Source organism: Nonomuraea sp. NPDC050663 (assembly GCF_044456985.1).
GTDB lineage: Bacteria > Actinomycetota > Actinomycetes > Streptosporangiales > Streptosporangiaceae > Nonomuraea.
The window spans coordinates 387,754-407,192 of the sequence record NZ_JBITGL010000002.1 but is presented as its reverse complement, the minus strand read 5'-3'; the positions used below and the strand labels follow the sequence as shown (position 1 = coordinate 407,192).

The following is a 19,439-nucleotide window of genomic DNA, read 5'->3' as shown; positions in this document are numbered from 1 at the left end:
TCAGACGCCCATGCTGCGCCGTACACCCTCCAACGCCTGCTCGGCCTGAGCTCGAAGGCCTGGATCCGCCGGATCCAGGCCTTCGTCGAAGACGAAGGTCCATCCGAGCACGTCGCCGCCGGGCTTGCGGCGCGCCACCAGGCGCACGCCGCCGTCGACGCCGGGCAGGTTCACGTGCTTGTTGACCACGATGGTGGAGTTGACCCGCTCGCGCAGGGCCTCGGGGACGCGCCCCGGTTCGGTGACCGCGACGCGCACGGTGGTGCCGTCGGCCCGGATCACGGTGAGCCCGCGCTGGTCCCAGGAGGCTTTCTCGATCTCCTCGTACGGCACGCGACCGCCGTCGGGCAGCAGCAGGGCCTGGTCGGTGGCGGCGAGATGTCCCTCGCCCGAGGGCGCGGAGACGAGCAGGCGCTCACCGCGAAGGAGGCGTTCCCGCAGCGCGGCGGGAGTCCGGCGAAGAAAGCTCATCCGTTCACGGTATCGGCGAGCAGATCGAGGGTGAGCGCCGCACTCCAGGAGAAGTCGCGGCAGCCGCGCCCGCTGCCGTCGAAGGGGTCGAAGCACTCGCGGAAGCCCGCCTGCCGTACCAGGCGCAGGGTGCCGGTGGTGAGCAGCTGGGTCAGGTGCGACAGGCCGTGGACGGCGGTGGCGCGGCGCAGCAGCCAGTTGGTGTTCACCCAGGAGGGCCCGCGCCAGTAGCGGGTGCGGTCGAACTGGGCGGCGCGGATCTCGCAGCTGGGCACCGGGTAGCCGGTGGCGCCCATGAAGCGCGCCGACTCCAGTACCTCGACGAGGCTGACGACCCGTTCGGCGGGCAGCGCGGGGTCGAGCAGCGGGCCGAAGGAGCCGACGGTGCTGACCGGGATGAGGTGGTCGCCGCGCAGGTCTCTGGCGTGGAAGCAGCCGTCCCACAGGCGTTCGTGGAGCGCCTGGCGGATGCGGGCGGCCTGTTCCAGGTGCGGGGCCGGGTCCTGGCCCGCGACGGGCGCCAGCTCTGCCAGGGCCATGCAGGCGGCCAGCCAGATGCCGTTGAACATCGGGTCCTCGATGGCGAACGGGTGCTCGTCGCGCAGGTATTCGGCCCGGTATCCGGCGTTGCGGTAGCGCAGGGCCAGCCACACGTAGCGGTCGTGGGCGCTGTCGGGGTGGCGCTCGTCGAGGTCGACGTTGCGGTAGCCGTACCTGATCTCGGGCAGGGCGGCGAGCGGCTCGTCCCAGGCGGGGCTGTCGTCCATGCCCGATTCCCACGGGTGCACGATCGCGGCCAGGCCGGCGCCGCCGAGGTCGCGCGAGGTGGCCAGGTAGCGGTGCTGGGCGGACAGGGCGGGGAAGACCCGGCGGACGAATCCCGCCATGTCCGAGCCGTGCCTCCATAACCACCACACGGCCAGGGCGTGCATCGGCGGGGCGGTCAGCCCGGAGGTCAGGACGGCGTTCGGCGCCGACTCCTGGTCCTGCGAGCGCCACACGGACGGTCCTGGGAAGTACATCTCGGGCGTGTGGAAGACGATATGCGGCACCATGCCCGTGGCCCACTGTCCCTCCAGCAGGCTGAGCAGCTCCTGCGCGGCCTGGGCGGGCCGGTGCCTGGCCATGCCGATGGCGACGAACGCGGAGTCCCAGCTCCACTGGTGCGGGTAGAGGCCGGGCGCGGGCACCGTGGCGACGCCCGTCCAGTTCGCTTCGAGCACCGCCAGCGCCTCACGTTCGAGCGCGGCGTCGTCGACAGCCGGCCGGCCCTCCATCCACCCACTATGCGCGCGTGGACGCCGGGGGAAAAGCCCTGCGCAGCACCAGCAGGGCGATGTCGTCCTCGTGCTCGTCGCCGGTGAGCTCGCCGAGGATGCTGTCGCAGACCTCGTCGAGGGTGCCGCTGACCTGTCCGGCCAGGGCCTGGAGGCGGTCGAGGCCGTCGATCAGGGGCATGTCGCGGCGCTCGACGAGCCCGTCGGTGACCAGCAGGAGCGTGCCGCCCGGCGGGATGGTCAGCCGGACGTCGCCCGATCTGGGCAGGTCGGCGCCGAGTAGCGGGCCCGGCAGGGTGTGGTACTCGGCCCGGCCGGAGGCGTCGACGATCAGCGGCGGCAGGTGGCCGGCGTTGGCGGCGCGCACCTCGCCCGTCATGGTGTCGACCGACAGCAGGCAGACGGTGGCGACCTCCTTGGGGTGGAAGCGCAGCAGCAGCCGGTTGACGTGCCGCAGCACGTCGCTCATGGTGTGGCCTTCGAGGGCGTAGGCGCGCAGCGTGTGGCGGATCTCGCCCATCACCGTGGCCGCGTGCACCGAGTGCCCCATCACGTCGCCGATGGCCACCAGCAGGCCGTCCTCCAGCTCCACGACCTCGTAGAAGTCGCCGCCGACCTCGGCCTCGCGGCTGGCCGGCACGTAGCGGGCGCACAACTCCAGTCCGGGTACGACGGGCAGCTCGGGGGGCAGCAGCGCGCTCTGCAGGGTGAGGGCGATGCGTCGTTCCTCGTCGCGGGCGCGCAGCGCCTCCACGGCCAGCGAGACGGCCTGGGCGAGCTGGCCCAGGACGTGGCGGTGCTCCTCGCCCGGCGCCGCCTCCACGGGCACCGTGACGGCGACGGGCGGCCTGGCGGCGTTGGGCCTGGAGAGGGCGACCCACTGCTCCTGATCGGTCACCAGGCTCATGGGCCAGGCGCCAGACTGCTCGACGGTGATCGTCAGCCCGGTCGGCGCCGACCAGACCTCGTCTCCGGCGAACTCGCCGGCGGAGGGGTCCGCGGTGGCGTATCTCGTGCCGGCGAACACCGCGGCGGGGCCGCCGAAGATCCTCCCGGCGCCCTCGGCGGCGGCGGCGAGCAGGTCCTCGACCCGTCCGGCCAGGTTGACGGCGAGGGTGGTGTCGGCCAGCCCGGCCAGCATGTGCGCCAGTTGCTCGGCCTGCCGCCGTGCGCGCGCGTAGCGCAGCATCGCGTTGACGGTCGCCAGCAGCACCTCGGGCTCGACGGGCTCGATCAGGTAACCGTCGGCGCCGCGGGCCAGGCCCTCGGCCCAGTCGGTGACCTGGACGGCGGTGGCGGTCAGGTGCACGACCGGGGTGGCGGCGGTGGCCGGGTCGGCCTTGATCTGCTCGCAGACCGACATGCCGCTCATGTCGGGCAGGCTGATGTCGAGCAGCACCAGGTCGGGCCCGGCCTGCGCGACCTGGTCCAGGGCCTCCCGCCCGGTGGCCGCCACGATCACCTCGTAGCCGGCCTGCTGCAGCCACATGGAGACGACGTACCGGTTGGCCTCCAGATCGTCGACGACCAGGATCAGGTCACTCATTCTCGACTCCGGCCAGCGCCCGCAGGAGCAGCCCGCGGGTGAGGGTCGCCTTGGCCAGCACGGCGTTGGCCCCCTCCGGCTCCCCGGTCAGCTCGGCCGAGGTGATGAGCACCACGGGCACGGTCCGGGTGCGCTCCTCGGCCCGCAGCTCGCGCAGCACCGAGAGACCGTCCATGCCGGGCATGAACACGTCGAGCAGGATCGCGTCGTACTGCTCGCGGCGGGCCAGCTCCAGTCCCTGGAGGCCGTCCTCGGCCTCGTGGATCACCTCGGCGCTCCCCTCGATCAGGGAGCGCACCACCCTGCGGTAGGCGGGATCGTCGTCGGCGATGAGGACCCGGTCCAGCCGCAGGGTGTACGGGTGCGGGAGCCGTACCTCGAAGGTCGTGCCCTCGCCCAGCCGGCTTCGCACCTCGAGCGTGCCGCCCAGGATCTCCACGAGCTTCTTGGCGTACGGCAGGCCGAGCCCCGTGCCCCTGACGCCCGTCTGGTGGTCGCCCTTGACCTGGTAGAACTCCTCGAAGATGCGCCCCAGCTGGTCGTCGGGGATGCCGACGCCGGTGTCGGCGACGGTCAGCACCGCCACGTCACCCTCGGCGCGCGCGCTCAACCGGACAGTGCCCGACTTGGTGAACTTCAGGCCGTTGGTCAGCAGGTTGCGCAACACATGAGTCATCATCTCAGGGTCGGCATGGAGCAGCTCCAGCGACTCCGGGTCTTCCATGACCAGCTCGACGCCCTCGGGGGCCAGCGGGCGCAGCAGACCGTCAAGACGCGCCAGCATCAGGCGCACGTCCACGTCGGCGGGGTGCGGCTCCAGGCGGCCCGACTCCGCCTTGGCCAGGTCGAGCAGCTCGTTGACCAGGCCGAGCAGGTCGTTGGCCGAGGAACGCACGAGCTCCACCTCCCGGCCGCCGCCCATGAGGCGGGTCAGCCCCAGGATCGAGGTGGCGGGCGCGCGCAGCTCGTGGCTGACGTTGGCCAGGAAGCGGCTCTTGGCTTCACTGGCCTCTTTCAGCTGCGCCGACTTGTCCTCCAGCTCGGCGTAGAGGGCCACCACTCCCTGGTTGGTGCGTTCGAGCTCCTCCGACAGCTGGGTGTAGAGGGCCATGACGCCGTGGTTGGTCTCCTCGAGCTCGGTGTTGGTGCGCTGAACCTCCTCCAGCGCGGCCAGCAGTTCCTGGTTCTGGGTCCGAAGCTCGTCGAGCGGGCTGCTGCGCACCAGGCCTGTCAGGTGTTCGCGCAGCTCGCGCAGCCGTGCGCGGGGAAGGCGCGGCAGTGCCTTGAACAGGATGATGCCCTCCTCATCGAGTTCCGTGCCGTCCATCAGGCGGGCCGCGGCGACGATCCCCGTGGCCTGCGTGGTCAGTCCCGGCTGCCGCAGGACGAGCTCCAGCCGGCCGTCGCTCAGGCGTACCACGGCGGTGGCGGCCGCGCCACGGCTCAGGCATTCCCGGCCCGCCTCGCTCAGCGCCGCGGCCACCCTGACCTGGTCCTGGTAGTCGAGCCCGATCGCGGCGGCGGCGGCGCGGCCGAGCTGGCGGGCGGCGAAGACGTCGGCCTCGTCGCGCAGCTCAAGGAAGAGCAGGTCGGAGTCGTCGCTCATGTCCGTGCCACCAGCACTCCGGCGTCGTCGCGGCGCAGCCCGGCGTCGCGCAGCAGCGTCGCCGCGATGACCAGCGGCGCCCTGGTGCGCAGGCCGGGGTAGGAGTCCAGATTCCAGCGCGGGTTGAGGCCGTCGGAGTGCAGGATCACGAGCGCGCCGACAGGCAGCGCGTAGTCGTACGCCCGCACGGTCGGCGACTGGTGGCCGACGATGCCGGGCAGCGACGTGAGGTTGCGCTGCTCCCGTCCCGCGATCACGCCGTTGATGTTGCCCAGCCCGGCGAAGCGCAACCGCCCCTGGGCGGGGTCGAGCTCGGCGACGCCGACCGCGGCGCCCCGGGTGTGGCGCAGCCCCTCGTGCAGGTGGCGCAGGAGTTCGGCGGGAGGCAGCGGGGCGACAGCGAGGAAGGCCCGCACCGCGTTGCGGGTCGCCGACTCGGCCAGCGGCCCGTGCCCGAGGCCGTCGCTCATCATCAGCCGCGTCAGGCCGTCGTCACGCCGGACCGCGAAACCGTCGCCGCAGGCCGACTCCCCCGCCAGCGGCCGGATGAGCCCGTCGGCCTCCTCCTGCTCGCAGGCGAAGCCCGCGGCGAAGACCGAGCCGCGGCCGGGCAGGGAGTAGGCGTCGTGCCAGTCGCTGAGCCGGGCGATCGCGCCCAGGCCGATGCCGAGCGTGCCCGCCGTGGAGCCGCCCTGCCGCGCGAACGGCAGCGGGTCGGGCATGCCGGGACCGGAGTCGAGGGTGAGCAGCTGCAACCCCGCCCCGATACGGCGCACCAGCATGGATCCCTTGCCGGCGTGCTTGACCACGTTGGTGGCCAGCTCGGTCGCGGCGATGAGCAGCTCGCCCGCGCGGTGTTGCGACAGGTCGTTCTCGCGCGCGTGGTCGGAGACGGCGCGGCGCACCGCCGCGATCTCACCGTCGCCCGCTAGGTGGATCCACACCTGCTTGGCTATCGGGCCCACTTCGTCACCGTCACCGTCGTGCCCTGGCCCGGCTCTGATTGGATCTCGAAGGCGTCGACCAGCCGCTTGGCGCCTCCCAGGCCCAGCCCCAGTCCGCCGCCGCTGGTGTAGCCGTCGCGCAGCGCCAGCGCGAGGTCGGGGATGCCGGGGCCGTCGTCGTGGAAGAGCGCGCGCACGCCCGCGCGCGCCCCGTTCTCCACACGCTCGATCCTGGCGCTGCCGCCTCCCCCGTAGGTCAGGGTGTTGCGCGCCAGCTCGCTGGCGGCGGTGACGAGCTTGGTCTGGTCGACCAGCGACAGCTTGGCCTCGATCGCCAGGGCGCGGACCGCCTGGCGGACCCGGACCACGTCGGCGTCGCCGTTGATGGGCAACTCCTGTGCCGTCATGACAGCAGTCGCAGACCGCGCTCGACGTCGAGCGCCGTCTTGATGCCGTTCAGCGACAGCCCCAGCTCCACGAGGGTGATCGCGACCGCCGGCCGCATGCCGACCACGACGGTCTGGGCGTCGAGGATCTTCGAGATGCCGGCGATGGCGGCCAGCATGCGTCCGGCGAAGGAGTCGACGATCTCCAGTCCGGAGATGTCGATGAGCACGCCGCGCGCGCCCGTCGCGGCGATGCGGTCGGCCAGGTCCTCCTGCAGTGCCAGGACCATCTGGTCGTGCAGATCGGTCTGGATCGACACCAGCAGGGTGTCGCCGATCTTGAGGACCGGGATGCGCTCCATCTAGCGGCTCCGCTTGGCGATCTCGGCATTGACATCCACGTCGAGGCGGCTCAGCGCGAGCAGGAGCGCGTCGGCGAGGCTGGCCTTGGTGGCGATGTCGCCGAACTCGATGCCCAGCGCCACGATCGTCTGGGCGATCTGCGGACGGATGCCGGAGATGATGCACTCGGCGCCCATGAGCCGGGCGGCCACGACGGTGCGCAGCAGGTGCTGGGCGACCTGGGTGTCGACGGCGGGCACGCCGGTGATGTCGATGATGGCGTGCTCGGAGCCGGTGTCGACCAGCGTCTGCAGGAGCTTCTCCATGACGACCTGGGCGCGGGCGGAGTCGAGCGTGCCCACCAGCGGCAGCGCCACGACGCCGTCCCAGAGCTTGACCACGGGCGTGGCCAGCTCCAGCAACTGCTCGGCCTGGTTGGTGATGACCTCTTCACGAGCCTTGGTGTAGGTCTCGAAGGTGTAGAGGCCGAGCTCGTCGATCACGCGGAAGAAGCCGGCGACGTCGTCCTCGCCCAGGACCCGGCTGACCGCCTCCTTGAGGCCGAAGACGCTGACGGCGGTCTCGCGCGGGCTGAAACCCTGCTGGGCCCGGTCGCGCGAAAGCTCCACCAGCAGAGCACGCACCTCGGCGTACGGCTCGGCCAGCGGATCGGTGCCTCCGCCCGCCTCCAGGGCGCCGAGCAACGCGTCGAGGATGTCGCGCAGCTCCTTCTCCACCAGAGCCGCCGGAAGCCTGCCCGACAGGGAGCGGGCAACGACGTCGCGCCACTCCTGTACCAGCTCGGACTCGTTCTGCCGGCACCGCTCGACCACATTGCCAAATGTCATGGGACACCACACTAGAGAAGCCACTCGGCCCGTGATAGGCCTACGGTTGCATCAGGACAACGATTATGGACGAGGTGTCGTAGTGCGTGTATCAGTCGATCTGGTCGAACCGTTCGCGGTGGCGGCTGTGGCGGGGGAAGTAGACTCCACCACGACCGGCCGCCTGCAGGCGGCCATCGACGAGGCCGTGAAGCTTTCCCCCCATCTGCTGCTCGATCTCTCCGAGATGGGTTTTCTCGACAGCGCGGGCATCAGGGTGATCCTTCACGCCTTCAACCATGCCAGGGAGACCGGCGGGAGCCTGGCGATGTGCAGCCTGCGGCCCTCGCCACAGCGGCTGATCGAGCTGGTCGGGCTGGCGGAGTACATCCCCATCTACCGCACCCGTGACGACGCCATGGAGATCGGCCCGGTGCTGCCCGTGTGACGTTGACCACGCCTCTGGTGTGAATCCATGCCCAATATCGCGGGAACCGCCTGGACAGATCAACCGTTGACCCGATAAATCAGCTCATAGCGAGGGGGCACGGGGGTTCCAGGAGGCGCTCATGAGCACGCCCATCAGCAAGGACGGGGTCGATCACGCGCTCAAGGCGCGCCGGGCCGAGCAGGACCGCATTTCCGAGAGCCTGCTGACTCTGGAGTCCAACACCACCTACCAGCTGCTCGACGGTTCCGCCTTACGCGGCGGCACCCTCGTCAGGTGGTCGGTGGCCAAGGATGCCGCCACCACGATGTGGGCGCTCAACGACGCCTACCGCCGCACCATGCGCCGGGCCGAGGACGTGCGCGCCAGGCGCGCCAGGGTCGGCTCGCAGGAGCTGGCCGAACTGAACGACCTGCTCAGCGCCCCCACGATCGAGATCCCCTCCCCCGGATCCAAGCCGCTCACCCTGCTGCCCGCCCCCGACGAGCGCATCAGCCTGGACGAGGTCGTCGACCGCATGGAGGTCGCCTTCCGCCAGGTGATGGAGGTCGTCGAGGCCGTCGACGCGGTCTGGTCGGCCGCCTTCCCCCGCCTCGACGAGGCCGCCGCGGCCGTCAAGGAGGCCCACGACCTGGCCGGGGAGCTGGGCGAGAGCCCGGCCCTGGGCAGCGCGGAGGACGAGGTGCGCGCGATGCGCGAGGCGGCCCTGCTCGATCCCCTCGGCGCCACGCTGCCCACGGCGCGCCTGGACCAGGTGCTGGCCGCGATCCGCTCCCGGCTCGCCGCCCTGCGCGCGGCCGCCGCCACGATGCGGGAGTACGGCAGGCGCAAGGAGCTGCTCACGACCGCGATCGCCCGGGTGGCAGGAGCCGAGCAGCAGGCTCGGCTGGCGCACACCGAGGTGGCGGCCAAGATCCTTCTCCCGGCCACCGCCCGCCCCCAGGACGGCGCCGGGCGGCTGAGCGCCGAGCTGGAGTCGATCGACGCCTCCGCCGAGGGCTGGTCGGCCCGCGCCGACCGGCTGACCGCCCTGGAGCACTCCGCCGTCGAGGCCGAGACCAGGGCGCTGCGCCGGGCCGGAGCCCTCAGGGGACTGCTCGACAGACGCGAGGAGTTGCGCGGCCGGCTCCTTGCAAGTCAGGCGAAAGCCGTACGAAAGCGACTCGCGGAAGATCCAGAAGCGAGCCGGTTATACGACGAGGCCCGCCAGCTGCTGTGGACCGCGCCGTGCGACCTCAACCGTGCAGCACAGCTGGTCGAAAGCTACAGCAGGGAGGTCAACCGATGACGGCCTGTCGTGAGCCCGGCTGTCCAGGGCAGATCGCGGACGGCTACTGCGACTACTGCGGCAACCCGGACACCACCACCGGGTCCACCCCCATCACGGCGAGCTCCGCGCCGTCGAGCCCGGTGAGCTCGACGCCCCTGAGCACGCCCGTGAGCACGCCCGTGAGCACCCCCATGAGCACGCCCATGAGCAGTCCGGTCACGAGCCCGGTCAGCCGTTCCACCGGCTCGACCGGCTCGGCCAGCCGCTCGCGCGGCGAGCTGCGCGACGACCTCGACGACCTGCCGCAGGTGCCGGTGCGCAACCCGCAGGACGTCATCATGGCCAACCCGATGGTGCCCGAGCACAAACGGGTCTGCGTCAAGTGCGACGAACTGGTCGGCCAGTCGATCGCCGGCAATCCCGGCCGCACGCGCGGCTTCTGCCCGCGCGACCGCACGCCGTTCGACTTCGAGCCCAAGCTGGGCAAGGGCGACCTGGTGGCGGGGCAGTACGAGGTGGAGGGCGCGCTGGCGCACGGCGGCCTGGGCTGGATCTACCTGGCCTCCGACCGCAACCTCGACGGCAAGTGGATGGTGCTCAAGGGCCTGCTCAACGCCGGCGACACCGAGGCCATGATCGCCGCCGAGGCCGAGCGGCGGTTCCTGATCACCGTCGACCACCCCAACATCGTCAAGATCTACAACTTCTGCCAGCATCAGGGCGCCGGCTACATCGTGATGGAGTACGTCGGCGGCCCCTCGCTCGCCGAGCTGCGCAAGCAGGGGCTCATCCCGATGCGCGAGGCCATCCGCTACGGGCTGGAGATCCTCAAGGCCTTCGGCTACCTGCACGACGAGGGCCTCGTCTACTGCGACCTCAAGCCGCACAACGCCATCCGGGTGGGCAAGCAGCTCAAGCTCATCGACCTGGGCGCGGTGCAGCGCCTCGGCTCGCCCGCGGGCACCTCGTGGGCGACCGTCGGCTACTACGCGCCCGAGGTCGAGAAGCATCCGGCCACGGTCTCCTCCGACCTGTACACCGTCGCCAGGACGATCGCGGCGTTGTGCGTGCCCGGCTTCTCGCCGACCACCCAGGGCAAGGTCAACCCGCTGCCCGCCGACTGCGGCGACGACTCCTTCCGCCGGGTGCTGATGCGCGCCACCGCGCAGCGGCCGGAACGGCGCTTCCAGAGCTCGGCGGAGATGGCCGAGCAGCTGCGCGGCGTGCTGCGTGAGCTGAGCGCGGCCGAGGAGGGCCGGCCGTACGAAAGCCCGTCGAACCTGTTCGGTCCCGACCGCCTGGCCCACGGACGGGTGACGGACCGGCCGGGACCCGACACGCTGCCGGCGCCGCAGGTGGACCCCGACGACCCGGCCGCCGGCGCGCTCGCCGGCCTGATCGCCCGCAACCCCGCCGAGCTGATCGCCCAGCTCGACACCCTGCAGGAGACGCCCGAGGTGGTGCTCGCCAAGACCAGGGTGCTGGCCGAGAACGCCCTGCCCGGCGCCCGCGAGGCCGTCGTGGCCGCCTCCAGGGCGCTGCCGGGAGACTGGCGCGTCACCTGGTGCCAGGGCCTGCTGGCACTGGCCGAGGAACGGGGCGACGAGGCGACGACGCTCTTCGAGGAGGTGCTGTCGTTCCTGCCCGGCGAGCTCGCGCCCAAGCTGGCGCTCGGCCTGGCCGCCGAGGTCGCGGGGCACGACCCGGCGCGCTGGTACGAGGTCGTGTGGCGGACCAACCGCACCTACGTGAGCGCCGCCTTCGGGATCGCCAGGCACCGCCTGCGCGCCGGCGACCTGGACGGTGCGATCACCGTGCTGGAGCAGGTGCCGCGCAGCTCCAGCCGCCACACCGCGGCCGTGCTGACGATCGTGGAGGCCCTGGCCCGCAGCCCGCGCCGGGCCGAGGACCTGCCCCTGGCCGCCGACCGGCTGGAGGAGCTGCACGACCTGGACCAGCGCCGCCGCGACCTGCTGATCACCACCCTCCTGGAGACCGCGCTCAGGTTCCCCGGAGCGCCCGGGCTCGAGATCGCGGGCACCGAGTTCACCGCCACGGCCGTGCGCCACCGGCTGTCGGACCTGTACCGGCGGCTGGCCAAGGCCTCCGACAACCGGCAGGAGCGGCACGAGTACGTCGACCGCGCCAACGCCGTCAGACCCAGGACGTGGATATGAAGTGCCCCGTGTGCGACTCCCCCGTGCAGCGTGACCACTCCTTCTGCGAGAACTGCGGGCACGAGCTGGCGGCGGCCACCTGTACGGCCTGCGGAGGATTCGACACCGACGGCTCCGGCTACTGCTCGCAGTGCGGCCAAAGCATGCCGAGCGGGCGCGACCACCTGGAGATCGAGCTCGACGACGGCGCGGCCGGCATCACCGACCGGGGCCTGCGGCGACGCCGCAACGAGGACGCGATGGCCCTGGTCTCGTCCGACAAGCTCGTCATCGGCGTCGTCTGCGACGGCGTCGCCACCTCCCCGCGTGGTGACGAGGCGGCGATCTCCGCCTCGGAACTGGGTGCGGCCAAGCTGCTCGAAGAGCTGGCGGCGGGCGCCACCCACCACGAGGCCACCGTGCGCGCCTGCCGGGTCTCGGCCGCGGCCGTGGCCGCCATGGGCGTGCCCGACGACGCCCCCGCCTGCACCTACGTCTCGGCCATCGTCGAGCCGGGCACGATCACCATCGGCTGGATCGGCGACAGCCGCGCCTACTGGCTGCCGGAGTCGGCTCCCGCCGTCCTGCTCAGCCAGGACGACGTGGCCTCCCATGGCGTCCTGACGAGCTGGCTCGGCGCCGACGCCGACGTGGTCGACGCGCACGTGCACACCTTCGCCCCCGAGTCTCCCGGTCTGCTGCTCGCCTGCTCGGACGGGCTGTGGGAGTACCTGACCAGGGAGGCCTTCCCCCAGTCCGGCACGCCGCTGGAGCGCGCCAGGGACCTGCTGCGCCACGCGCTCGCCTCGGGCGGCCGCGACAACGTGACCATCGTTCTCATCCCGGGAGGCCCGGCATGACTTTCGTCCTCCATGTCGACCAGAACAAGTACCTGCCAGCCGACGGCACCCAGGTGCACGCCGTCCTCACGGTCGAGTCCACCTCCGAGGTGACCGTGGAGACCAGCCGCCCCGCCCAGGCGGCCGAAGTGATCATCGTCGACACCTCGGGGTCGATGTCCGGAAGCAAGATCCGCGACGCGCGGGCGGCGGCGGCCGCGGCCGTGCAGGCCCTGCCCGACGGCGCCCGCTTCGCGGTGATCTCCGGGGACGACCAGGCCAGGCTGATCTACCCGCGCGGCAAGCAGCTCGCGCTCGCCTCCCACGCGACCCGCTCGGAGGCGGTCAAGGAGATCGGGCGCCTGCTGGCCAGCGGCGGCACCGAGATCGGCAAGTGGCTGCGGCTGGCGGGCGACCTGCTCGACGGCCACCCCGAGGCCGTCAGGCACGCCATCCTCATGACCGACGGGCAGAACAACGAGTCCGCGACCGTCTTCCAGAAGGCATTGACCGCCTGCCAGGGGCGCTTCACCTGCGACAGCATGGGCATCGGCACCGACTGGGTGCCCAGCGAGCTGGCCAAGATCTCCGACGCGCTGCTCGGCACCCACACGTTCGTGCGCGACCAGAGCACCCTGGCCGACTACTTCCGCACCCTCACCAGGACCGCCATGAGCAAGACGGTGGCGGAGCTGATCCTGCGGGTCTGGGTGCCGAAGGACGCCAAGATCCTCTACCTCAAGCAGGTCTCCCCCACCCTGCTCGACCTGACCGGCAAGCGCGCCGAGGTCAACGAGCTGACCGGCGACTACCCGACCGGCTCCTGGGGCGCCGAGGAGCGCGAGTTCCACCTGTGCATCGAGATGCCCGTGCGCAACCTCGGCCAGGAGGTGCGGGCCGGCTGGGTCAAGCTGATGCTGCCCGAGACGCAGGAGGTCTTCGCCGCCGGCAACGTGCTGGCCACCTGGACCGACGACCTGGCCCAGTCCACCAGGATCAACCGCAAGGTCGCCCACTACACCGGCCAGGCGGAGCTGCACACGCTCATCCAGGAGGGCCTGCGGGCCCGCGAGGGCGGCGACGAGGACACCGCCACCGCCCGCCTGGGCAAGGCCATGAAGCTCGCGGAGACGTCGGGCCGCGAGGACACCGCCCGGCTGCTCAACAAGATCGTCGAGGTGGACGAGAGCGGTACGGCACGGCTGCGGCGCAACGTCGACAAGGCCGACGCGATCGAGCTCGACACCGGCTCCGTGCGCACCAGCAGGCTGAAGCGCGGCGAGCCCGGCGACGGCGCGGGCGGCGCGCCCGCGGGGCGGTGAGGCGGCCGTGACGGCGATCTGCCCCCAGGGCCACACCTCCGGCGACGACGAGTACTGCGACACCTGCGGTGACCGCATCGCGGGAGCCGCTCCCTCGTCCGCGCCCTCCGGGTCGTCGGCGCCCACCCTGTGCCCGGTCTGCCAGGAGGTGCTGGCCGACCGGTACTGCGAGGTGTGCGGCCACGACTCGCTGGCCGCCGTGGTCCCGGCCGCCCCCGCCGCCGGGCCCGTCACGTGGGAGGCGGTCGTCTCCGCCGACCGCGCCTACTTCGAGAAGGTCATCGCCGACGGCGGGCCCGACGCCGCCGCCATGATGTTCCCGCCCTACTGCCCCGAACGTTCCTTCCCGCTGAGCGGGCAGCAGGTCCGCATCGGACGGGCCAGCCGCTCGCGCGGGACCGTCCCCGAGATCGACCTCGGCTCGGCGCCACCCGATCCCGGCGTCTCGCACCTGCACGCCGTGCTGCTGGGCCAGGACGACGGCACCTGGGTGCTGGTCGACCCGGGCTCGGCCAACGGCACCCAGCTCAACGGCAGGCCGGTGCACGAGAACACGCCCGAGCCCGTCCGCGACGGCGACCGCATCCACCTGGGCGCCTGGACCCTGATCACCATCCGGGGGAGCGCCTGATGGCCGTCACCCACGCTCCCGCCAAGTCCCCGGCGCCGGCCCCCGCCCCCGGCGCCCCGGTGAAGGCCCCGGCGAAGACCCCGCCACGGCCCGAGTCGGTGCCGGGGCGGGTGCGCCTGCTGACCGGGCTGTCGCTCGGCGCGCTGGCGCTGATGCTCGGCTCCGTCGTCCTGGGCGCCCTGGTGGCCGGGGCGGGCGTCGACGACATCGGGCGCGACGCCGGCCCGCAGGCGCTGGCGACGACCGGCATGTACCGGAACATGTCCGAGATGGACGCCCTGGTCGCCGAGTCGCTGCTCCAGGGCCGCGACCGCGGTCCCGAGCAGGCCGATCTGGAGCTGTACGACCAGCGCCGCCGGCAGATCGCCGAGGCGCTGCTGGGCGCGCACGAACTGGCCCTGGACAACACCGCCGAGAAGAACACGATCACGTCGCTGATCGAGGGCCTGGGACGCTACGAGCGGCTCGCCTCCCAGGCGCGGCTGCTGGACCGCCAGTCGCAGCACGCCCCCGGCCCGCCTCCCGCCGACGTGGTCGCCGTCTACCAGCGCGCCACCGACCTCATGCACAAGGAACTGCTGCCGCAGGCCTACAACCTGACGCTGGAGAGCGGCACGATCGTGCGCCGCGCCTACGAGGACGCGCGCTCCTCGGCGACCCTCGCCAACAGCGCCGTGGCCCTCACCGGCGTGCTCACGCTCGCCCTGCTCGTCGTGCTGCAGGTGTACCTGACCCGGAGATACCGCCGCGTCTTCAACCCGATGCTGGTGGGCGCCACCGCACTCGTCGCCGTCGGCCTGATCGGCGGCGCGGCGCTGCTGAACTCCCAGGACTCGGCGCTGCGCGACGCCAAGCAGGACAGCTTCGACGAGGTGCTGGTGCTCAGCCGGGCCAGGGCCATCAGCAACAGCCTCCACGGCGACCAGATCCGCTCGCTCATCGACCCCGAGCGGCGCGACACCTACAACCACACCTTCTTCGACAAGTCCCAGTCGCTGGTCTACATCGAGGCCAAGAGCCTGGGCGACTACCAGGCCGGGCTCAACGACGGCTTCGTCGGCCTGCTCGGCACCACCCTGGTCGGCCAGGACCGCGCGCAGGTCTTCACCGCCTTCCAGCGCTTCCAGCAGAGCGACTCGCAGCTGCGCGCCTCCGACGTGCGCGGCGGCATCGCCGTCTTCCAGCAGGCGGCCAAGGCCGACTACGCCGCCTACGACCAGACCATGGAGACGCTGGCCAAGCGGCACGAGGGCGACTTCAATCGCGCCATCGACGCCGGCGCCGACGCGCTGGCGGCGTTGTGGCGGTGGGTGCCGGCCGTGCTGGTGCTGGCCGGGGCGCTCGTCCTGGCCGGGGTACGGCCGCGGCTGAAGGAGTACCGGTGAGGCGGGGCCCGGCGGCGCTGCTGGCCGTCCTGGCCGCCGCGTCCCTGGTCACCGCGTGCTCGGCGGGCGAAGCCGGGTCGATCATGGACAAGGACACCCTGGTCGTCGGGGTCAGGCCCGACCTGCCGCAGATCGGGCTCGAGGTCTCCCCCGGCAGCTTCCAGGGCTTCGACGTGGACGTGGCCGCCTACCTCGGCAAGGAGCTCGGCAAGGAGATCACCTTCGTCAGGGCGCTGGCCGCCGACCGCGAGCGGCTCATCATCGAGGACAAGGCCGACCTGGTCGTGGCGACCTTCTCCATCACCCAGGAGCGCAAGACGAAGATCGGCTTCGCCGGGCCGTACCACATCTCCTACCAGGACATCCTGGTGCGTCCCGACGAGAGCCGCATCACCGACGTGCGCTCGCTGGCCGGGCGCGCCATGTGCGCGGTCGAGGGCTCCAACGCGGCGGAACGGGTCGTGGAGGAGCGCGGCGTGCAGGCGAGGCTGGTGCCCGCGCCCGACTACGACACGTGCCTGCCCAAGCTGAAGAGCGGCGAGATCGACGCCATCACCACCAACGACATCATCCTGGCCGGGCTGGCGCTGCGCGACGGCACCGGGCTCAAGCTGCTCAACGCCCAGTTCAACGAGCAGCGCACCGGCGTGGGGCTGCGCAAGGGCGACGTCAAGGGCTGCGAGGAGCTCAACCGCGCGATCACCCGCATGTACCAGGACGGCACCGCGCGCATGCTGCTCGACAAGTGGTTCGGCAAGTCCGGCATCGACCTGTCGATCGTGGCGGTGCCGCAGTTCGAGGGCTGCTCGTGAGGCGGGCGCTGGTCGCGCTGTGCCTGCTCGCGACCGCGTCCTGCTCGGGGTCGGGGCCTGCCTCGATCATGGACAAGGACGAGCTGACGGTGGCGATCAGGCTCGACATGCCGCTGATCAGCTTCGAGACGCGCGGCGACGTCGACGGCTACGACGTGGCGGTGGCCAAGGACCTGACGAGGCGCCTGGGCAAGACGGTGCGCTGGATGCCCATCAAGGCGGGCGAGCAGCTGCAGGTGCTCGCCGACGGGCGGGCCGACCTGGTGTTCGCGCACATGTCGGTCACCCAGGAGCGCAAGAAGACGATCGGCTTCGCAGGGCCGTACCACATCGCCCACCAGGACATCGCCGTACGGCCTGGCGACGTCTCGGCGGTGCGCGACGTGCGCGACCTGGCGGGGCGCAGGATCTGCTGGGTGCGTGGCACCAACATCGCCACCCGCATCATCGACGAGCGCCACGTCAAGGCGACCGCGGTGGCCGCCCCCGACTACAACGCCTGCCTGTCCATGATCAAGACGGGCGACATCGACGCGATCTCCACCGACGACACGATCCTCGCGGGCCTGCTCACCAAACCCGGCGTCGATCTGCGCATCGTGGGCGCCGCCTTCAACGAGCAGCGCACCGCCGTCGGCATCCCCAAGGGCGACGTCCGGGCCTGCGAGGACCTCAACCGCGCGATCACCGGGATGTACCAGGACGGCACCGCGCGCATGCTGCTCGACAAGTGGTTCGGCAGGTCCGGCATCGACCTGACGACGGTCGCCGTGCCGCAGTTCGAGGGGTGCTCCTAGGATCGTCTGATGCGTAACGCCGAGTTCAACGATCCGCGCCTGGTCGAGCTGTACGACGCCGCCTTCGGGTGGGGCAGGGACGACGACTTCTTCGTCGCCGTGGCTGGGGAGACGCCCGGCGCGAGGGTGCTGGACCTGGGATGCGGCACCGGCCGGGTGACGATCGCGCTGGCCGCGGCGGGGCACCGGGTCACCGGCGTCGACCCGGCACGCGCCTCCCTCGACGCCGCCAGGGCCAAGCCGGGCGCCGACCGGGTGACATGGATCGAGGGGATCTCGTCCGCCGCCCCCGAGCAGTCCTTCGACCTGGCCCTGATGACGGCGCACGTGGCGCAGTTCCTGCTCGACCAGGAGTGGCCCGCCGCGCTCGACGACCTGGCGCGAGCCCTCGTGCCGGGCGGGCGGCTGGTCTTCGACTCGCGCGACCCCCGCGACCGGCGGTGGGAGCGCTGGAACCCGGAGGAGTCGCGCACCGTGACCCGGTTGCCCGGCGGGACGGAGGTCGAGTGGTGGACCGAGGTGACCTCGGTCGTGGAGCGCGACGTCAGCTTCGCGCACCACTACCTGTTCCCCGGCGAGCGGCTCGCCAGCTCGGGGATCCTGCGGTTCCGCACCGAGGAGGAGCTGCGCGGGTCGCTGGAGGCCGCCGGGTTCGACGTGGAGGCGATCTACGGCGGCTGGGAGCGGCAGCCGCTGGGCCACGCGGACGGCGAGCACCTGGTGATCGCCCGCCGCCGCTAGCCCCGCCCCACCCGTCCGTCAGCGCCTGCGGGCTCGCAGCACGGTGTCGTGCATGGTCGCCTCGCGGCCGTCGGGCGCCCGCATCGAGCGTGTCCTGCCCTCGGCGGTCAGCACCTCCCATCGGGCCGGGTCGAGCCCGGCGGCGACCTCCTCGGCTGTGAAGTGCACCTGGGGCCCCGAGGCGTGGGCGGCGCTGTGCTCGTCGGACGGGTGGTGCCCGACGATCAGCAGGGTCCCTCCCGGCGCGACCGCCGCCGCCAGCCGGTCCATCAGGTCGTCGCGCGGTCCCGCCGGGTGGACGTACGCGGAGTAGACCAGGTCGTAGGCCTCCTCCGCGGGCCTCCACTCCGTGAGGTCCACCCGCTGCCAGTCGACCAGGCCCTCGGCGTCCTTGGCCCTGGCGTTGTCGAGCGCGGTGGCGCTGATGTCGACCGCGGTGACGCGCCAGCCCCGCCCTGCCAGCCAGCGCGCGTCGGTCCCCTCGCCGCAGCCCGCCTCCAGGGCCCGGCCAGGGGTCAGGTCGGCGCTCTCCTTCTCCAGGTGCGCGTTGACGTTCCCCGGCAGGTAGCCGGAGCGGTGGCGCTCCTCCCAGTACTCACGGGAGAACTGCTTGCCCGCGGCCACGGCCGACCTGGTCTCCTCGGCGACCAGGTCGGCGTTGATCTGCGCCCCGGCCATGGCTCCCGCCGCCGCGGAGGCGCCCACCTGCGCCATGAGGTCGGTGACGTTGCCCGCGACCCACAGGCCGGGAACCTCGGTACGGCCGAAGGCGTCGGCGGGGACGTGCTCGCCCGCTCCGCTCGGGTGCTCGACCGCTCGCAGGCCCAGTCCTTCCAGCATGCCGGCGCGGGCGGTCATGCGCGTGGCGACCGCCAGGGCGTCCCGCTCGACCAGCGTGCCGTCGGCCAGCCGTACGCCCGTGAGCCTGCCGCCGGTGGACTCGGCCGCCGTCACCTCGCCGGTGACCACGCGGATGCCGCGTGCCGCCAGCTGCTCGGCTTCCTCCTTGGTGAGCGGCCGCGTGTGGGCGAAGTAGGTGACGTCGTCGCTCAGCTGGCGGAAGAGCAGGGCCTGGTGCATCGACATCGGGCCGCTGGCCAGGACGCCGATCGCCTGGTCGCGCACCTCCCAGCCGTGGCAGTAGGGGCAGTGGAGCACGTCCTTGCCCCAGCGCTCGCGCAGGCCCGGGATCGGGGGCAGCTCGTCGACCAGCCCGGTGGTCACCAGCAACCGTCGCGCCCGCACGATCCTGCCGTCGGCCAGGGTGACCACGAACTCGTGCTCGTCATCGGCGTGCTCCGCCGCACTCCCGTGGCCGTGCCCATGCCCGTGCCCATGCCCGTGCCCGTGCCCGTGGAGCGGGCGGCGCTCGGCCGAGACGACCTCGCCGGTCACCACGTGGGCGCCGTAACCCCTGACCTCCTCACGGCCGCGCGCCAGCAGCTCGGCGGGAGGGGTGCCCTCCCTGGCGAGCAGCCCGTGCACACCCTCGGCGGGCGCGTTGCGCGGAGCCCCCGCGTCGATCACGGCCACCGACCGCCGCGACCGGGCCAGCATCAGCGCCCCGTTCAGCCCTGCGGCTCCCCCGCCGACCACCACCACGTCATAGCTGCCGTTCAGCTCATCGGTCATCTCGACC

The 19,439-nt window shown here is 72.1% G+C and carries 20 protein-coding genes; 10 read left to right on the top strand and 10 right to left on the bottom strand.

The annotated features are described in order from the left end of the window. Genes ACIBH1_RS06585 through ACIBH1_RS06550 form a run of 8 tightly spaced genes read right to left on the bottom strand, consistent with a single transcriptional unit; the run spans position 1 to position 7,420 of the window. Complete coding sequence (locus ACIBH1_RS06585) at positions 1–471, bottom strand: hypothetical protein (protein WP_397312575.1); 471 nt, start codon at positions 469–471, stop codon at positions 1–3. Next, positions 468–1,748, bottom strand: coding sequence for an amylo-alpha-1,6-glucosidase (locus ACIBH1_RS06580; protein WP_397312574.1), 1,281 nt, complete (start codon positions 1,746–1,748; stop codon positions 468–470). Before ACIBH1_RS06580 ends, ACIBH1_RS06585 begins: the two co-directional genes overlap by 4 nt. 7 nt (positions 1,749–1,755) lie before the next feature. Further along, a complete protein-coding gene (locus ACIBH1_RS06575; RefSeq protein ID WP_397312573.1) occupies positions 1,756–3,294 on the bottom strand; it encodes a SpoIIE family protein phosphatase in 1,539 nt (512 codons plus the stop codon). Then, entirely contained in the window at positions 3,287–4,900 is a 1,614-nt protein-coding gene (locus tag ACIBH1_RS06570) for an ATP-binding protein (RefSeq protein WP_397312572.1), read from the bottom strand. The genes ACIBH1_RS06575 and ACIBH1_RS06570 overlap by 8 nt, the downstream gene beginning before the upstream one ends. After that, positions 4,897–5,865, bottom strand: coding sequence for an ATP-binding protein (locus ACIBH1_RS06565; RefSeq protein ID WP_397312571.1), 969 nt, complete (start codon positions 5,863–5,865; stop codon positions 4,897–4,899). The genes ACIBH1_RS06570 and ACIBH1_RS06565 overlap by 4 nt, the downstream gene beginning before the upstream one ends. After that, a complete protein-coding gene (locus tag ACIBH1_RS06560; protein ID WP_397312570.1) occupies positions 5,853–6,251 on the bottom strand; it encodes an anti-sigma regulatory factor in 399 nt (132 codons plus the stop codon). The genes ACIBH1_RS06565 and ACIBH1_RS06560 overlap by 13 nt, the downstream gene beginning before the upstream one ends. Beyond that, positions 6,248–6,592 carry an STAS domain-containing protein gene (locus ACIBH1_RS06555; RefSeq protein WP_397312568.1) on the bottom strand — a complete coding sequence of 115 codons (345 nt, stop codon included), beginning with the start codon at positions 6,590–6,592 and terminating at the stop codon, positions 6,248–6,250. The genes ACIBH1_RS06560 and ACIBH1_RS06555 overlap by 4 nt, the downstream gene beginning before the upstream one ends. After that, on the bottom strand, positions 6,593–7,420 hold the full coding sequence (locus ACIBH1_RS06550) for an STAS domain-containing protein (RefSeq protein ID WP_397312567.1): 828 nt from the start codon (positions 7,418–7,420) through the stop codon (positions 6,593–6,595). 82 nt (positions 7,421–7,502) lie between these two features. Between ACIBH1_RS06550 and ACIBH1_RS06545 the strand changes: the two genes are divergently transcribed. Then, positions 7,503–7,847 carry an STAS domain-containing protein gene (locus tag ACIBH1_RS06545; RefSeq protein ID WP_397312566.1) on the top strand — a complete coding sequence of 115 codons (345 nt, stop codon included), beginning with the start codon at positions 7,503–7,505 and terminating at the stop codon, positions 7,845–7,847. Between the two features lie 121 nt (positions 7,848–7,968). Then, complete coding sequence (locus ACIBH1_RS06540) at positions 7,969–9,135, top strand: hypothetical protein (RefSeq protein ID WP_397312565.1); 1,167 nt, start codon at positions 7,969–7,971, stop codon at positions 9,133–9,135. 52 nt (positions 9,136–9,187) lie between these two features. Here the strand turns inward: ACIBH1_RS06540 and ACIBH1_RS06535 are convergent, their stop codons facing one another. Next, positions 9,188–9,337 carry a hypothetical protein gene (locus tag ACIBH1_RS06535; protein ID WP_397313110.1) on the bottom strand — a complete coding sequence of 50 codons (150 nt, stop codon included), beginning with the start codon at positions 9,335–9,337 and terminating at the stop codon, positions 9,188–9,190. Here ACIBH1_RS06535 and ACIBH1_RS06530 point away from each other — a divergent pair. The 8 genes from ACIBH1_RS06530 to ACIBH1_RS06495 are packed head-to-tail and all read left to right on the top strand — an operon-like array spanning position 9,285 to position 17,800. After that, positions 9,285–11,294: a tetratricopeptide repeat protein gene (locus tag ACIBH1_RS06530; RefSeq protein ID WP_397313093.1), complete on the top strand. Its 2,010-nt coding sequence runs from the start codon at positions 9,285–9,287 to the stop codon at positions 11,292–11,294. The two genes, ACIBH1_RS06535 and ACIBH1_RS06530, sit on opposite strands and share 53 nt — an antisense overlap. 8 nt (positions 11,295–11,302) lie before the next feature. Further along, positions 11,303–12,133 carry a protein phosphatase 2C domain-containing protein gene (locus tag ACIBH1_RS06525; RefSeq protein ID WP_397312564.1) on the top strand — a complete coding sequence of 277 codons (831 nt, stop codon included), beginning with the start codon at positions 11,303–11,305 and terminating at the stop codon, positions 12,131–12,133. Beyond that, positions 12,130–13,434, top strand: a complete 1,305-nt coding sequence (locus tag ACIBH1_RS06520; protein WP_397312563.1) for a VWA domain-containing protein — start codon at positions 12,130–12,132, stop codon at positions 13,432–13,434. Before ACIBH1_RS06525 ends, ACIBH1_RS06520 begins: the two co-directional genes overlap by 4 nt. Before the next feature lie 7 nt (positions 13,435–13,441). After that, on the top strand, positions 13,442–14,065 hold the full coding sequence (locus ACIBH1_RS06515; RefSeq protein ID WP_397312562.1) for an FHA domain-containing protein: 624 nt from the start codon (positions 13,442–13,444) through the stop codon (positions 14,063–14,065). After that, on the top strand, positions 14,065–15,450 hold the full coding sequence (locus tag ACIBH1_RS06510) for a hypothetical protein (protein ID WP_397312561.1): 1,386 nt from the start codon (positions 14,065–14,067) through the stop codon (positions 15,448–15,450). Before ACIBH1_RS06515 ends, ACIBH1_RS06510 begins: the two co-directional genes overlap by 1 nt. Further along, positions 15,447–16,262, top strand: a complete 816-nt coding sequence (locus ACIBH1_RS06505) for a transporter substrate-binding domain-containing protein (RefSeq protein WP_397312560.1) — start codon at positions 15,447–15,449, stop codon at positions 16,260–16,262. The genes ACIBH1_RS06510 and ACIBH1_RS06505 overlap by 4 nt, the downstream gene beginning before the upstream one ends. Then, complete coding sequence (locus ACIBH1_RS06500; protein WP_397312559.1) at positions 16,259–17,059, top strand: transporter substrate-binding domain-containing protein; 801 nt, start codon at positions 16,259–16,261, stop codon at positions 17,057–17,059. The genes ACIBH1_RS06505 and ACIBH1_RS06500 overlap by 4 nt, the downstream gene beginning before the upstream one ends. Positions 17,060–17,068: 9 nt before the next feature. Beyond that, positions 17,069–17,800, top strand: a complete 732-nt coding sequence (locus tag ACIBH1_RS06495) for a class I SAM-dependent methyltransferase (RefSeq protein ID WP_397312557.1) — start codon at positions 17,069–17,071, stop codon at positions 17,798–17,800. 18 nt (positions 17,801–17,818) lie between these two features. Here the strand turns inward: ACIBH1_RS06495 and ACIBH1_RS06490 are convergent, their stop codons facing one another. Beyond that, on the bottom strand, positions 17,819–19,432 hold the full coding sequence (locus ACIBH1_RS06490) for an FAD-dependent oxidoreductase (RefSeq protein WP_397312556.1): 1,614 nt from the start codon (positions 19,430–19,432) through the stop codon (positions 17,819–17,821). Positions 19,433–19,439 lie beyond the last annotated feature (7 nt).

What these genes read in the sequence shown, in the direction of transcription:
- ACIBH1_RS06580 (WP_397312574.1), bottom strand. Translation starts at nt 1,748, where the DNA reads ATGGAGGGCCGGCCGGCTGTCGACGACGCCGCGCTCGAACGTGAGGCG.
- ACIBH1_RS06560 (WP_397312570.1), bottom strand. Translation starts at nt 6,251, where the DNA reads ATGACGGCACAGGAGTTGCCCATCAACGGCGACGCCGACGTGGTCCGG.
- ACIBH1_RS06495 (WP_397312557.1), top strand. Translation starts at nt 17,069, where the DNA reads ATGCGTAACGCCGAGTTCAACGATCCGCGCCTGGTCGAGCTGTACGAC.
- ACIBH1_RS06555 (WP_397312568.1), bottom strand. Translation starts at nt 6,592, where the DNA reads ATGGAGCGCATCCCGGTCCTCAAGATCGGCGACACCCTGCTGGTGTCG.
- ACIBH1_RS06570 (WP_397312572.1), bottom strand. Translation starts at nt 4,900, where the DNA reads ATGAGCGACGACTCCGACCTGCTCTTCCTTGAGCTGCGCGACGAGGCC.
- ACIBH1_RS06540 (WP_397312565.1), top strand. Translation starts at nt 7,969, where the DNA reads ATGAGCACGCCCATCAGCAAGGACGGGGTCGATCACGCGCTCAAGGCG.
- ACIBH1_RS06550 (WP_397312567.1), bottom strand. Translation starts at nt 7,420, where the DNA reads ATGACATTTGGCAATGTGGTCGAGCGGTGCCGGCAGAACGAGTCCGAG.
- ACIBH1_RS06510 (WP_397312561.1), top strand. Translation starts at nt 14,065, where the DNA reads ATGGCCGTCACCCACGCTCCCGCCAAGTCCCCGGCGCCGGCCCCCGCC.
- ACIBH1_RS06490 (WP_397312556.1), bottom strand. Translation starts at nt 19,432, where the DNA reads ATGACCGATGAGCTGAACGGCAGCTATGACGTGGTGGTGGTCGGCGGG.
- ACIBH1_RS06575 (WP_397312573.1), bottom strand. Translation starts at nt 3,294, where the DNA reads ATGAGTGACCTGATCCTGGTCGTCGACGATCTGGAGGCCAACCGGTAC.
- ACIBH1_RS06585 (WP_397312575.1), bottom strand. Translation starts at nt 471, where the DNA reads ATGAGCTTTCTTCGCCGGACTCCCGCCGCGCTGCGGGAACGCCTCCTT.
- ACIBH1_RS06520 (WP_397312563.1), top strand. Translation starts at nt 12,130, where the DNA reads ATGACTTTCGTCCTCCATGTCGACCAGAACAAGTACCTGCCAGCCGAC.